Raw genomic sequence first — 13,911 nt, forward strand, 5'->3', positions numbered from 1 at the left:
CACCCCTGCATCGCCCCCAATGTTCCAACGAAGCCTCTTCATCCTGCTGGTCCCGGTCAACGCGCTGCTGTTCGCTGCCGTGCTGGGCGCGTTCGGCCCACAGCCGCTGGCCGGCTGGATGGAAAGCGCGCGCGAGCCCGAACGCGCTGCCCAGCAGACGCGTGCCGAACGCTTCCGCCAGATGCCGCAGGCTAGCGGCAAGCGCCCGGCATCCACGCCCGCCGCTGCGGCTGCCGCTACCCCAGCCGCTACCCCTGCCGCTACCCCAGCCGCCTCGCCAGCCATGGCTTGTGTCGAGATCGGTGGCTTCAACGGGGAGCTGGTGCGCAAGGTGGCCGATGAGCTGGCTGGCGCACCGCCCGGCGCCTGGCGCGTGGAACAGTTCGAGCGGCAGGAGCAGGCGCGCTGGTGGGTCCACCTGCCTCCGCAGGCCTCGCGCGAGAACCTGCAGCGCAAGCTCGGCGAGTTGCGCCGGCGCAATATCACCGATGTGTCGGTGGTCAGCACCGGCTCGCCGGAAACCTATACGGTGTCGCTGGGCTTGTTCCAGGAGCGCGAGCATGCCGAGCATTTCCTCGACAACCTGCGCGAGCACGGCGTGCGCACCGCGGTGCTGACCGATACGCCGCATCCGCTGACGCGCCAGTGGCTGCGCGTGCGCAACGCCGACGCGGCACTGCGCACGCGGCTGGACGAGATGCGCCAGCGCTATGGCGCGCAGGACTTGCTGACCTGCAGCTGAGCGCGCCTTGGCCGCTTTTCAGGCGCCCTGGCGCACCTTGGACAGCAGCTTGGTGGTGGAACGGTCGTGCAGGAACGCAATGGCATGCGCCTGGCCGCCCCAGCTGCGCACCAGGCGGGTTTCTTCCAGCGTATCGATGTCGTAGTCGCCGCCCTTGACGTAGATGTCCGGGCGCACCAGCCGGATCAGCTCGACCGGCGTCTTCTCGCGGAACATCACTACCAGGTCCACCGAGGCCAGCGCTGCGATCAGCGCCATGCGATCCGATTCGTGGTTCAGGGGGCGGTCGTCGCCCTTGCCGAGCATGCGCACTGATGCGTCGCTGTTCACGCCCACTACCAGGCTGGCGCCCAGGGACTTGGCTTGTGCGAGGTAGGTGGCGTGGCCGCGGTGGAGGATGTCGAAGACGCCGTTAGTGAAGACCAATGGGCGCGGCAGCGCGGCTAGTTTTTCTGCTAGGGCGGCTGGGTTGTCGGGAGGGACCAGTTTGGATTCAAAGGTGGGCATGGTGGGAGGGAAAGGCGTTGTGTTTGGGCGGCGGTGGGTTCTGCGATTGTGTTCGGGTGGGGGCTGAACTTCAACTGCAACGGCTTAACTGCCACGTCAAGGTCAAAGGCCTAAACTCAAAGGCAGTTTCACCTCCCCTGCGGGGAGGCGACCTACTTTCTTGTCTCGCCAAGAAAGTAGGCAAAGAAGGCGCCCCATAACGGGAGATGAAAACCTTGACGGCTCGCTGCGCATCGCGGGCAGGTGATTGCCGCCTGGGGGCGGAAATCACGGCTACACCGCATGGTGATTTGACGACATCGCGCTCGCGCTCGCGCTGGTTCGGCCGTGTTTCCCGCCAGTCAGGCGGGAAACACCCACGCGCGATGCGCAGCGAGCCGTCAAGGTTTACCTAGGCCGTATGGGGCGCCTCGGGATTTCACGAAAAGAGCGGAAAAGAGGGACCCATGTTTGAGTATCGCCTTAAGGCGATGCGAGTTTGGGTCCCGGCCGCTCTTTTCGTGAAATCCCGAGGGGGTGTCGCCCCATCCGGCGCGCTTTTTTGCCTACTTTTTTGGCAAGACAAAAAAGTAGGTCGCCTCCCGAAGGGGAGGTGCAACTGCAGTTGCTTTTGAAGTTAAGCCGTTGAAGTTGAAGCTGATTTTGCAGTTGCAGTCACAGCCAAACGCCCACCAAAACCCAACACCCCAAAAAACAAAACCCCATCATCCGATGGGGCCCGTCCTGCCGAAGGCGCCAAAACTACACCCCCAGCAAAACCCAACTTTATGCCTGCGCCGGCTGCGCACCACCCGCCGCCTGCAACCTCACATTCAACTCCTTCCGATACCGGTTCAAATCCTGCACCGTCTCGAAAGTGCGCTCGAACAGCAGCGACATGTTGTGCAGGATCCGCTCGATCACCTTCTTCTCCCAGCCTTCGTCGAAGCGGATCTGCTCGTCGAGCCAGTGCTCGAGCCAATCCGGATCCGGCAGGCGCGACTGGATGGTGTCGTTGGGGAACAACGCCTTGTTGACGTGCAGGTTGGTCGGGTGCAGCGGCTTTTCAGTGCGGCGGGCGGAGGCCATCAGCACGCCGATCTTGGCGAAGGCCGAGCGGGCGCTGTCGCCGAACTGGTTCAGGTATTTCTTCATGTAGCGCAGGTAGGCGCCGCCGTGGCGGGCTTCGTCCTGCGACAGGGTGCGGTAGATCTGCTTGATCACCGGCTCGGTGTGCCATTCGGCGGCACGGCGATACCAGTGGTTAAGGCGGATCTCGCCGCAGAAATGCAGCATCAGGGTTTCCAGCGGCGGGGCCGGGTCGAACTCGAAGCGCACGGCGTGCAGCTCTTCTTCGGTCGGCACCAGGTCCGGGCGGAAGCGGCGCAGGTATTCCATCAACACCAGCGAATGCTTCTGCTCTTCAAAGAACCAGATGCTCATGAAGGCCGAAAAGTCGGAATCGTGGCGGTTGTCTCGCAGGAACATCTCGGTGGCGGGCAGGGCCGACCATTCCGTGATGGCATTCATGCGGATCGTCTTGGCCTGGTCGTCCGTGAGCAGGCTCGGATCGAAGGAATCCCAGGGGATGTCCTTGTCCATGTGCCAACGTACCGCTTCCAGCGATTTGAACAGTTCGGGGTAGAGCATGGTAAGCCTTTGAAATTACGGGCAGATTCTACCAGATGCGAATTATTCCCAATGCCCTTTTTAAGCGCAAAGGACAGGGGTGTTTGTGGTTGAACCTGCGCGATGCCCAATTTATGGGCGAATATCGCGCCTTTCCCTTCTTTTGTTGACGCGGAAAAGAGGCCCATACGACGCTCTTGGACGGGCCCGACGATGCGGCAAGCCTGCCGTGCCTTTAAGTCAGGCCGTCACACCGGCGGGTGGTTCGACATCAAGTGTAACCGTCCGTGGGGGCGTTGAGTTTGTGTCGTCGCCTTGATCGGGCGGGATGATGTCATAGAGGAACGCCGCGAGCTCGTGCTGTTGCGCCAGGACGTCTTTCTCGCCTAGGGCGATCAGTGCCTGTGTGAACTCGGGCTCGAACAGCAGGTAGCTGGCAAAGGCCGCGCCGCGCGCCTCGGTGCCGCCCAACGGCGCCAGCAGGGCGCGCACGGTGCGGGGCAGTTGTTGCACATGTGTCGCGGCAATGGCTTCGATGGGCTCGCTGGGCGAGATCGTCATCACCTGCACCGGGCGCCAGCCTTCGCTGTCGTTGGCGATCTCCGGCATGCGCGAGAGCAGGCTGTTGATGTGCTGCAACCGTTCCAGGTCCGCCGAAAGGCCGTCGAGGAAGATGCTGGCCAGGGCCTGGCCGCCTACCTGCGCCAGCGACGGGTAGCCGCCGGTCGGCACGGTGTCGAACCAGCCGGGACGCTGGCGGGAGGCGGCGCCGATGGCCAGGATGCGCGAGGCGCCCAGGTGGATGGCGGGCGACAAGGGCGACATCTGGCGCATGGTGCCGTCGCCGAACCACTCATGGTGGCCTTCCAGCTCCAGCGGCAGCGCGGGGAACAGGAAAGGGATGGAGGACGACGCCAGCAGGTGGTCCACGCCGATCTTGGCTTCGACGGCCAGCCGCTGGCTGCGGCGCCATGGGTGGATGCGGCGATGGGACTGGTAGAAGGTGACGTGGCGCCCGGTGGTGTAAGACAGCGCCGTCACGGCAAAGGCCTGGAGGTCGCCGGCGTCCAGGCTGGCCTGCACCCGCTCGGGGTCGAACAGCTCGCCGAGCAGGCCGCCCAGCGGCGCGTTGTCGAACAGCGCCCGCGGCGCGCGCCGGATGGCCCAGCCGAAGGTCAGCGCGGAGAGCCACCGCGCGCCGGATGCGCCCACGCCGACGATGCCGGTGCGGTAGACATCCTCGGCATGGATGCCGCTCCACAGCGCGGCCAGGCTGTCGGCCGCGGCACGGAAGTTGGCCGCGTTGATCGCCAAGCCGGCACCGTTGATGGCGCCGGCCGATGTGCCGCAGATGATGTCGAAGGGAATGCGGCCACGATCGCGGCCGTGCTGCGCGGCGATGCGGGCAAGGCCGCGCAGCACGCCAGCCTGGTAGGCGGCGCGGGCGCCGCCGCCCATCATGATCAGCGAGGTGGTCTTCACTACAGGCGTTGGCTCCGAAGTTGGATCACGGGGGGCCCTGGCGTCGCGTGGCTCGGGTGCGGGTGCGGCTCCGGCTCAGGACGGATCGCCGGAAGTATCGGCCGCGCCGTTGGCACTGCCTTGCGGCTCGGCGGGCTTGGCCGCCGCGGATTTCTTGCTGGCAGGGCGCGTGGCCTTGCGCGCGGGTTTGGCGGCCGGCTTGGCCGCAGCCTTGGTGCCGGCTGCCTTGCTGGCCGGCTTGTGGGCTGGCCTGGCCTTGCTGGCCGGCGCCTTGCCGTCCGGCCTGGCGGCGGGTGCGGGCGCGGCTTCCGGCGTGGCCGCGCCGGGCATGCCAAAGGCGCCCAGCTTCCCGAATGGGGACATGCTGGCCGTTGCAGCGCTGCTGGCAATCTGGTTGAACTGTTGCTGCAGCACATCCCACCAGAGGTTGGCATCCGGCGGGGAGTGCCGTTCTGGCTGGTTTCCGGGCCGGACGCGGTGGCCGGCCCTTGCGCCTCGCCGGCTTCGGGCGCATCGGGGCCGTTGTCTTCCTCGTCCTCGTTTTCCTCGACCGTGGGCTCGGGCCAGACGCGTCGGGCTGCCGGGGGCTCCGCGGGTTGCTGGCGCGGCGCGGCGCTGGGCGAGTTGGCCGCGCGCGCCACGTTTTCCATTGCGCTTTGCATCGCCTCCGGCGAGAGCGCGGTACCGATGGTCTGCAGCGCCACCAGGGTGGCGCGCTGCACCTCCAGGCCCTGGATGGTGGTGCGCAGCAGGTTGGTGTTGAGCTGGAGCCAGCCTTCCACGGCCTTGAGATCGTGGATGCGCTTGTCGACGTCCTCCAGGTTCATCGGCGGGGTCATGGCCTGCAGGCCAGGCATCAGCCCGCCCGGCATGCCGGCGGCGCTGCCCCACATCTTGCGAAGGAACTCGAAGCCGTTGGTGAAATCTGGAATCTGGCCGAACATGGTCTCGCCTCCGGGGGTGGCAGCCGGCGGCGCCGGCTGCGGAACTGCATTGATCGGAACTACGTGCGTTACTCGAACTGCGGCGGCCGCTTTTGCCGCAGGCTGGCTACGCCTTCCTGCACATCGGGGCCGGCAAAGCCCATGAATTCCAGCGCCAGCGAGGCATCGAACGAGGGGCCCGCCATGCGCAGCCAGTTATTCAGCGCGTACTTGGTCCAGCGGATCGCCGTCTGCGACCCCGCGGCCAGCCGGCGCGCCACGTCGAAGGCGCGCTCGACCAGTTCCTCTTCGTCCACGGTCAGCGACACCAGCCCGATGCGCTCGGCCTCTTCGCCGCTCACCGACTCGCACAGCATCAGATAGTACTTGGCCTTGGCCATCCCGCACAGCAGGGGCCACACGATTGCGGCATGGTCGCCCGCCGCCACGCCCAGGCGTGTATGGCCATCGACGATGCGCGCGGTCCTGGCCGCGATCGAGATATCGGCCAGCAGGCCGGCCACCAGCCCGGCGCCGACCGCCGGGCCGTGCATGGCCGACACGATCGGCTTGTCGCAATTGATCACGTTGTAGACCAGGTCCCGGGCCTCGTGCCACACGCGGGTGCGGGTGGCGAAGTCGTTGGCCATGTCTTCCACCAGGGACAGGTCGCCGCCGGCCGAAAAGCCTTTGCCTTCGCCGCGGATCAGCGCCACGCGCACGTCCGGATCGGCCGACACGTCGCGCCAGATTTCCGCCAGCTCGCGGTGCGTATTGGCGTCAGCGGTGGCTAGCTTGCGGTTGGCGGACTGTTGCGCACCCATCACGATCTCGAGGATGGGACCATGCCGGCGCAGGGTCAGTGCCTGGTAGCGGTCGTAGCGTGGCGACAACGGCGCGTTGTCCGCCTCGGACGGATTGGAAGAGGGCGGGGAGGATTCCGGCGGGATAGCGGTCATGAGGCAGCGATGGCCGTGGCCATTCCTTGGTGACGCTTGGGGGCCGGGCCGCGAGGGGCGGCCCGGGGCTCCGCCGGCAGCTGCCTGGGGCAGTCGATGGCAATTAGCCAACCGGGCGGTCGGTCAATTATAAGCACTCCCATCCACGCGCGGCCAGCGGCTGCCCGCCCAGGCCCGGTCTCAGTTCTTTGCCGACACCAGCTGGTCGATCGCGCCGAACACCGAGCGGCCTTGCGCATCGAACATCTCGATCTTGACCGCGTCGCCGTACTTCATGAAGCCGGTGACCGGCTGGCCGCCGTCGATGATCTCCAGCATGCGCTTCTCGGCGATGCAGCAGTAGCCCTTGCTGCGGTCGACGTTGGAGATCGTGCCCGAGCCGACGATGCTGCCGGCGCGCACATTGCGGGTCTTGCAGATATGGGCGATGAGCTGCCCGAAATCGAACACCATGTCGGTGCCGCAGTCGGGCGCGCCCACCTTCTTGCTGTTCCAGTGGACGGTCATCGGCAGGTGCACGCGGCGCTCGCGCCAGGCCTCGCCCAGTTCGTCGGGCGTGACCGCCACCGGCGAGAACGCCGTGGCAGGCTTGCTCTGGAAGAAGCCGAAGCCCTTGCCCAGTTCGGCGGGGATCAGGTTGCGCAGTGACACATCGTTGGCAAGCATGATCAGCCGGATGGCGTCGGCAGCCTGCTCGGGCTTGGCGCCCATCTTGACGTCGCCGGTGATGACGGCGATCTCGGCCTCGAAGTCGATGCCGAAGGCTTCGCTGGCGCACACGATATCGTCGTGCGGGCCGATCATGTCGTCGGAGCCGCCCTGGTACATCAGCGGGTCGGTCCAGAACTCCGGCGGCATCTCGGCGCCGCGCGCGCGGCGCACCAGCTCCACATGGTTCACGTAGGCGGAGCCATCGGCCCACTGGTAGGCGCGCGGCAGCGGCGCCATGCATGCCCTGGGGTCGAAGGCGAAGGGATGGCGCGCGCGGCCCGCGTTCAGGGCATCGGAGACGTCCTGCAACTGCGGCGCGTAGAAGTTCCAGTCGTCCAGCACGGTCTGGAGCTTGCCGGCGACATCGTTGGCGTAATGGGCGGTCTTCAGGTCGCGCGAGACAACCACGAGCTGGCCGTCGCGCGAGCCGTCCTTGAGGGTGGCGAGTTTCATGTAAGCAGTACGTTAAGGAATGAGCAGATCAAGCAGATCAAGCAGATCAAGCGGAAAAAGCACGGAAAAAGCATAAAAAGCAGCCCGCTAGTCTACCGTGATGCCCTTGGCCTTGATCAGTTTGCCCCAGCGCTCGGCTTCGGAGCGCGCGTACTGCGCGAATTCCTCAGGCGTGCTGGAGACCGGCTCCACGCCGATGCCCTCGAAGCGCTTTTGCACGTCGGCGCTCTTGAGCGCCTTGACCAGTTCGGCGTTCAGGCGGGTCACCACCGGCTTGGGGGTGCCGGCCGGCGCCACCACGCCTTGCCAGGCATAGGCTTCGAAGCCGGGCACGCCGGCTTCGGCCACCGTCGGCACCGCGGGCAGGGCCGTCAAGCGCTTGGGCGTGGCCACGCCCAGCGCGCGCACCTTGCCGGCCGCCACGTTTTGCTGGCCGGAGGCGAGGTCAAGGAACATCAGTTCGACCTGGCCGGCAAGCAGGTCCTGCACCGCCGGCGCGGCGCCCTTGTAGGGCACGTGCGTCATCCTGGTCTTGGTCTGATCCATAAACAGCTCCATGGCCAGGTGGTGCGGGCTGCCCGCGCCCGGCGAGGCGAAATTCACCTTGCCGGGGTTCTTCTGCACGTATTCGATGGCTTCCTTGAGCGTGCGCGCCGGGAAGTTCGGCGTTGCCACCAGGATCAGCGGAAAGCGCGCCACCATCCCCACATGCACGAAGTCCTTGTCGGCGTTGTACGGCAGCTTCTTGTACAGCGACGGATTGGCCGCCAGGGTGGCGGTATCGGCGGTCAGCAGGGTGTAGCCATCGGGCTTGCTGTGCGCCACCGCGTCGGCGCCGACAATGGTGGCCGCGCCCGGGCGGTTGTCGATCACCACCTGCTGGCCCAGCGCCGGGGTGATGGCCTGGCCCAGCGTGCGCGCCACCACGTCGGTGCCGCCGCCGGCCGGGTAGGGCACTACCCAGCGGATCGGCTGGGTGGGCCAGTTGTCGGCGGCACGGGCGGGCTGGAACGCGGCGGCGCCCAGCGTCAGCGCGGCTAGCAACGGCGCGGCGCAGGCGCGCCATGCTTGCAGGGCGGGGCGTTGGCCGAAGGGGGAAAGGCGGGTTATCTTCGTCTCCTGTAGAAAGCGGCCGCGTCGCGCCATCTGGATTGCATGGCGGCATGCCCGCGCCGGTGTTGGCCGGTGCCGAAGATATCGATTCGCCCCGACCTGTATTTGTGCGCTCAAAGTCTACCGACGGTTTAAAAATTGGTAAATCGATTTCGCTATAGTAAATTCATGGGCCGGCCAGCATGATTGCTTTGCGTGCGCGCAGCCGGAAATGTGAGTTATGCATTTCTTTTCTAATCTCTTGCCTCCGTTGCCGCATGACCGAACTTGAAGAGGACGATTCCAAGCTGCGTTCCGGCATCCAGTCGATCGAGGTTGGCTTCAAGCTGCTGCAGGCGCTGGCCGCATCGCCGCGCGCCATGATGCTGCGTGACCTCGCCGCCGCCGCCGACATGAACCCGGCCAAGGCGCACCGTTACCTGGTCAGCTTCCAGCGGCTCGGCATGGTGGTGCAGGATCCGGTTGGCGGGCGCTACGACCTCGGGCCGTTCGCGCTGCAACTGGGCCTCGCCGGCCTGAACCGGCTCGATCCGGTCAAGAAGGCCCGCCCGATCCTGTCGCAATTGCGCGACGAGATGGACCAGACCATCGGCATCGCCGTCTGGGGCAACCACGGCCCGACCATCGTGCACTGGGAGGAATCCAGCCACCCGGTCACGGTCAGCCTGCGCCTGGGCGACGTGATGCCCATGCTCAACTCCGCCACCGGCAGGCTGTACGGTGCCTACCTGCCGAAACAACAAACGCGGCCGCTGGTCGAACGGGAACTGGCGGAGCGCGGCCATGACGATATTCCGGACCTGCCACGCTCGCTGGCCGACTATGACGTGGTCTGCGAAGACGTTCGCGCCCACGGCGCGGCGCGTGTCAAAGGCGGCGTGCTGCCGGGCATCAATGCGTTCTCGATGCCGGTGTTCGACGCCAACGGCCACGTGGCGATGGCGCTGATCGTGCTGGGCGCGCAGAGCGTATTCGATGCAGAATGGGGCGGTGCGGTCGACCGTCATGTGCGCGATATCGCCTGGCAGATTTCTTCGGAGCTTGGTTATCTTGGCGGCAGCCCGACGAGCGGGCCGAACGGCCCTCACCCGTAAGCCTACCTCGCGCCGCCTGCGCTGGGCGGTTGCGCTTGCGCTGGTGCTGGCCGCCCACCTGCTGGCAGTGCTGGGGCTGCTGCATATGCCCGGGCTGCCGCGGGACCCGACCGCGCTGCCGCCGCTCGAAGCCATCCTGCTGCCGCCGCCGGAGCCACCGGCTCCCGTGGCGCCGCCACGCCCGGCCCCGGTCGTGCAGAAGCGGCCCCGGCGGCGCGCGCCGAGCCCACGCCCACGCCTGAGTCCCCTGTTGAAGCACCCGCCGCCCCTGAGGCGCCGCCGCTGCTTGCCACGCCGGGCGCCGGCCCTTCCATGGCGAGCGCCGCTGGCGAGGCCGGGACCAGCGCGGCGCCCGCATCTGCGCCGCCTGCCACGCAGGCCGCGGCGCCCCCCGACAACGTTCGCTATTCGGCGCCCCCATCCACGCTGCTGCATTACGCCAGCTTCGTCAACGGCGTGCAGAACCCGGATGGCCTGATCCGCTGGCAGCACGACGGCGCGCATTACCAGCTCGCGGTGGAAACGCGCGTGTTGTGGTTCCGCTTCGCTTTTCACAGCACCGGCGCGCTCAGCGAGCGCGGCCTCGCGCCCGAGCGTTATGAGGAGAGCCGCCGCAACCGCGTCGAGGCGGCACGCTTCGATCGCGCCGCCGGGTCGCTCGTCTTCGAGGGGCGCGGCAAGCAGGAGCCGTTGCCCGCCGCGGGCCAGGACCGTTTCAGCGTGTTCCTGCAACTGGTGGGGCTGGTGCGGGGCAATCCGCAGCGCTATGCCACGCCCGGCGTGACGGAAACCTTCGATGTGGCGGATACGCGTGACCTGGAGCCCATGCAGGTGCAGTATGTGGGGGAAGAGGATGTGGATACCGGCCGCGCCACCGTGCGGGCCAAGCACTTCGTGCGCCTGCCGCGTCATGCCAACGATCGCCGGCGCGTGGAGGTGTGGCTGGCGCAGTCGCTGCAATGGATGCCGGTCAAGCTGCGCCAGACGGAGCCCGACGGCACCCAGATCGAGCTTGTCTATCGCGACAGCGAACCGCTGCACTGAGTCTTGAAGCCGTGCTCGGGCCGTCCTCAAGCCGTCCGCAAGCCGCGGCATCGGCCGCCGCTGTGGTTCACCGTGTTTTCACCAACAACCGGAGACCCGTCATGAGCGCCACCCTGCCACCATCCGAAACCCGCCGCGTGCGCGTGGGCGAAATCAGCCTGCACGTTCGCATCGACGGGGGCGACGGCCCCTGGGTGGTCCTGGCGCATGCGCTGGGCGCCAATCACACCTTGTGGGACGCCACGGCGCGCCACCTGGCGCCGCGCTACCGCGTGCTGCGCTACGACCTGCGCGGGCACGGCCAGAGCGATGCGCCGATCGGCGCCTACTCGATGATCCGCCTGGCCGACGACGTGGCCTGCCTGATGGATGCGCTGGAGGTGCCCGCCGCGCATTTCGCCGGGGTCTCGGTGGGCGGCATGATCGGCCAGACCGCGGCCGTGCGCCATCCCGAGCGATTGCTGTCGCTGACCCTGGTCGCCACCGTCAACCGCACGCCGCTGGATGCCCACCCGATGTGGCATGAGCGCATCGGCCATGTGGAAGCGCACGGCATGGCGGGTGTTGCCGACAGCACCATGCAGCGCTGGCTCAGCGCGGCGTTCCGGGGCGCGCATCCGCAGGAGGCGGCCCGCGTGCGCGAGATGCTGCTGGCCACGCCCGTGCACGGCTACGTGGGAACCAGCCAGGCCATCATGGCATTCGACCTGGCCGGGGCGATTCCGCGCATTCATTGCCCTACCCTGGTAGTGGCCGGCGAGGAGGACCTGGGGGCGCCGCCGGCGATGGCACGTGAGATTGCCGCCGCCATTCCCGGTGCCCGGCTCGAAATCCTGCCGCACGCCGCGCACCTTGCCCATATCGAGCAGGCCGATCGATTTCACGCCGTGCTCGATGCTTTTCTCGGCAATGCGGCTTGCGGCGCACAGTGTGATGTACCCTGAGACGAACCGTCGCTAGCAGGGCAGAACAGCGGGCGATATCTTTCCCACCAAACTCAAGAACTTGCTGGGGTGGCCGTTGCCCAACGTAGTGAGGGAACGCTTAAAACCTGCGGTTTGCCGAAGCAGAACTTGAAAACACGGCAAACACCCTCAGCTTGGAGGTGAAATCGCGGAGGGCAACCGGCCAGTGTGCCGGTTATCGAAATAATCAGTCGCCCGCCGCTTGACCCATGACAGCCAGGAGGTATGCCATGCAAATGATCTACAACAGCGACAATTACTGCATTGTCGAGTTTGGTGCGGATGTCGAGCATGCGCCTCTTGCCTCTGGCGGCTATGAAATCGTGGACAAGAACCTGAAACGCGAGATTTTCCTCGGTGGCCAGATGGCCGAGAGCTTTCGCGCGGACGTGGCGCGTCTGATCGAAAGCGAGCCGTCGGTGGAAGAGGTGGATGATTTCCTTGGCAAGTTCGATACAGTGATGATTCACCCGCTAGTGATGCACTAGGCTCCGCGGTTGCCTTTGCCGGCTTTCCGTCGTGCGACGGGCCGGCAAGCCAAGCCATAGAGAAAATAGCAAGAAGCCCGCGCACTGCGCGGGCTTCTTGCTTTCAGGATCCGTTCCCGGCCACTTCCCAGCCATTCAATACTGTTCCCAGGGCAGCCCGGCATGGCGCCAGCCGTTGAGCGTGTTGCGGTGGCGCTCGGCGTCGAGGTCGCCTTCGAAACCATGCAGCACGTTGTAGACGGTAGAGAACCCGGCACCCTCCAGGGCCCGCGCGGCGGCCGTCGAGCGGTTGCCGCTGCGGCAGATCAGCAGCACCGGGCGCGCCGAGGCCTGCCCCGCGAGCTTTTTCACCGACTGCACGAAATGCGGGTTCACCTCCCAGTCCGGGCCATCGTTCCAGGGCACGTTATGCGCTCCCTTGGGGTGCCCAACGAAGAGGTACTCCATTTCGCTGCGGCAATCGATGAAGAGCGCGTCGGGCGACTCGCTGAGGAGCGTTTGCGCGTCGCCGGGGCTGAGGTGTTGCATGGGCAAGGCTTTCCGTTAATGGGAATGTGGGGGCATGTGCCCCAGTGTAGGGCCGGGCGGTGCCGCGCTGCAACCCGCGAGCGCCGTTGGCTGCACCGGCGGGCTGTTGCCGTTATTCCGCAAACCATTGATGCAACTGATAAAATCGCAGTCTTTTCTCTTGCTGTCGAGCCCCACATGAGCGCCGCCCCACGTTCCGCCTCGCTTCCTCCCGCGCGCCCCTACACCCGGGCGGCCAACCTGCCGGCCCTGCTGCGCGAGCGCATCCTGATCCTGGACGGTGCCATGGGCACCATGATCCAGCGCTACAAGCTGACCGAGGCGGATTACCGCGGCGAGCGTTTCGCCGGCCACCATGTCGACGTCAAGGGCAATAACGAGCTGCTGCTGCTGAGCCGCCCGCAGGTCATCAGCGAGATCCACGAGCAGTACCTGGCCGCCGGCGCCGACCTGATCGAGACCAACACGTTTGGCGCGACGGGCGTGGCCCAGGAAGACTACAAGATGGCGGACCTCGCGTACGAGATGAACGTGGTCGCCGCCCGGCTGGCGCGCGAAGCGTGCGACAAGTACAGCACGCCCGACAAGCCGCGCTTCGTGGCCGGCGCCTTCGGCCCCACGCCCAAGACCGCCAGCATCTCGCCGGATGTGAACGACCCGGGCGCGCGCAACGTGACCTTCGAAGAGTTGCGCCATTCGTACTACGAGCAAGGCAAGGGCTTGCTGGAAGGCGGCGCCGACGTGTTCCTGGTGGAAACCATCTTTGACACGCTCAACGCCAAGGCCGCGCTGTTCGCCATCGACCAGCTGTTCGAGGACACCGGCGAGCGCCTGCCCGTGATGATCTCCGGCACGGTCACCGATGCCTCCGGCCGCATTCTCTCCGGCCAGACGGTGGAAGCCTTCTGGAACAGCCTGCGCCACGCCCGCCCGATCACCTTCGGCCTGAACTGCGCGCTCGGCGCCACGCTGATGCGCCCCTACATCGCCGAGCTGGCCAAGATCTGCGACGCGGGCGTGTCGTGCTACCCGAACGCCGGCCTGCCCAACCCGATGAGCGATACCGGCTTCGACGAAACCCCGGAGGTCACGTCGTCGCTGGTGGAAGAGTTCGCCGCGTCCGGCCTGGTCAACCTGGTGGGCGGCTGCTGCGGCACCACGCCCGAGCACATCGCCGCCATCGCCGAGCGCGTGGCCAGCAAGAAGCCGCGCACCTGGCCCGGCCAGTACCGCGACGATAGCGGCAACGGCAGCGACCGCGCCGCCGCCTGAACATGCATCGCGAGCCCACAGA

The 13,911-nt window shown here is 66.6% G+C and carries 13 protein-coding genes and 1 pseudogene; 6 read left to right on the forward strand and 8 right to left on the reverse strand.

The features are described from left to right. The first annotated feature begins 19 nt into the window (after positions 1-19). Complete coding sequence (locus OMK73_RS29060) at positions 20-742, forward strand: SPOR domain-containing protein (protein WP_267605073.1); 723 nt, start codon at positions 20-22, stop codon at positions 740-742. A gap of 18 nt (positions 743-760) precedes the next feature. On the opposite strand, the gene rfaE2 is transcribed toward OMK73_RS29060, so the two are convergent. The 7 genes and pseudogenes from rfaE2 to OMK73_RS29095 form a co-directional block, all read right to left on the reverse strand. After that, a complete protein-coding gene (gene rfaE2, locus OMK73_RS29065) occupies positions 761-1,249 on the reverse strand; it encodes a D-glycero-beta-D-manno-heptose 1-phosphate adenylyltransferase (RefSeq protein WP_267605074.1) in 489 nt (162 codons plus the stop codon). 765 nt (positions 1,250-2,014) lie between these two features. Beyond that, positions 2,015-2,878 carry a ferritin gene (locus OMK73_RS29070; protein ID WP_043342844.1) on the reverse strand — a complete coding sequence of 288 codons (864 nt, stop codon included), beginning with the start codon at positions 2,876-2,878 and terminating at the stop codon, positions 2,015-2,017. A gap of 219 nt (positions 2,879-3,097) precedes the next feature. Next, a complete protein-coding gene (locus OMK73_RS29075; protein ID WP_420715679.1) occupies positions 3,098-4,318 on the reverse strand; it encodes a patatin-like phospholipase family protein in 1,221 nt (406 codons plus the stop codon). 96 nt (positions 4,319-4,414) lie between these two features. Further along, positions 4,415-5,283 (reverse strand): annotated as a pseudogene (locus OMK73_RS29080) (PhaM family polyhydroxyalkanoate granule multifunctional regulatory protein). 68 nt (positions 5,284-5,351) lie between these two features. Then, positions 5,352-6,221: an enoyl-CoA hydratase/isomerase family protein gene (locus OMK73_RS29085; protein WP_267605076.1), complete on the reverse strand. Its 870-nt coding sequence runs from the start codon at positions 6,219-6,221 to the stop codon at positions 5,352-5,354. Positions 6,222-6,401: 180 nt separating this feature from the next. Continuing rightward, positions 6,402-7,385, reverse strand: coding sequence for a fumarylacetoacetate hydrolase family protein (locus OMK73_RS29090; RefSeq protein ID WP_267605077.1), 984 nt, complete (start codon positions 7,383-7,385; stop codon positions 6,402-6,404). An 87-nt stretch (positions 7,386-7,472) separates the two neighbouring features. Continuing rightward, positions 7,473-8,531: a Bug family tripartite tricarboxylate transporter substrate binding protein gene (locus OMK73_RS29095; protein WP_267605078.1), complete on the reverse strand. Its 1,059-nt coding sequence runs from the start codon at positions 8,529-8,531 to the stop codon at positions 7,473-7,475. Positions 8,532-8,755: 224 nt separating this feature from the next. On the opposite strand from OMK73_RS29095, the gene OMK73_RS29100 reads away from it, so the two are divergent. The 4 genes from OMK73_RS29100 to OMK73_RS29115 all read left to right on the forward strand — a co-directional run bounded on the left by OMK73_RS29100 (position 8,756) and on the right by OMK73_RS29115 (position 12,089). Then, the gene (locus OMK73_RS29100; RefSeq protein ID WP_267605079.1) at positions 8,756-9,592 is read left to right on the forward strand and encodes an IclR family transcriptional regulator; all 837 of its coding nucleotides are present in this window, start codon (positions 8,756-8,758) and stop codon (positions 9,590-9,592) included. Positions 9,593-9,904: 312 nt separating this feature from the next. Further along, positions 9,905-10,636 (forward strand): DUF3108 domain-containing protein, encoded by a 732-nt coding sequence (locus OMK73_RS29105; RefSeq protein ID WP_267605081.1) that lies wholly within the window; start codon positions 9,905-9,907, stop codon positions 10,634-10,636. 101 nt (positions 10,637-10,737) lie between these two features. Beyond that, positions 10,738-11,580 carry a 3-oxoadipate enol-lactonase gene (pcaD, locus tag OMK73_RS29110; RefSeq protein WP_267605083.1) on the forward strand — a complete coding sequence of 281 codons (843 nt, stop codon included), beginning with the start codon at positions 10,738-10,740 and terminating at the stop codon, positions 11,578-11,580. A 251-nt stretch (positions 11,581-11,831) separates the two neighbouring features. Then, positions 11,832-12,089 carry a DUF3567 domain-containing protein gene (locus tag OMK73_RS29115; RefSeq protein ID WP_267605084.1) on the forward strand — a complete coding sequence of 86 codons (258 nt, stop codon included), beginning with the start codon at positions 11,832-11,834 and terminating at the stop codon, positions 12,087-12,089. A gap of 135 nt (positions 12,090-12,224) precedes the next feature. Here OMK73_RS29115 and OMK73_RS29120 read toward each other — a convergent pair whose 3' ends face one another. Beyond that, positions 12,225-12,617, reverse strand: coding sequence for a rhodanese-like domain-containing protein (locus OMK73_RS29120; protein ID WP_006161304.1), 393 nt, complete (start codon positions 12,615-12,617; stop codon positions 12,225-12,227). A 177-nt stretch (positions 12,618-12,794) separates the two neighbouring features. Here OMK73_RS29120 and OMK73_RS29125 point away from each other — a divergent pair, with 177 nt between their 5' ends. Next, the gene (locus OMK73_RS29125; RefSeq protein WP_267605086.1) at positions 12,795-13,889 is read left to right on the forward strand and encodes a homocysteine S-methyltransferase family protein; all 1,095 of its coding nucleotides are present in this window, start codon (positions 12,795-12,797) and stop codon (positions 13,887-13,889) included. Positions 13,890-13,911: the final 22 nt, after the last annotated feature.

Origin of the sequence: Cupriavidus sp. D39 (genome assembly GCF_026627925.1) — a bacterium.
Classification (GTDB): domain Bacteria; phylum Pseudomonadota; class Gammaproteobacteria; order Burkholderiales; family Burkholderiaceae; genus Cupriavidus; species Cupriavidus ulmosensis.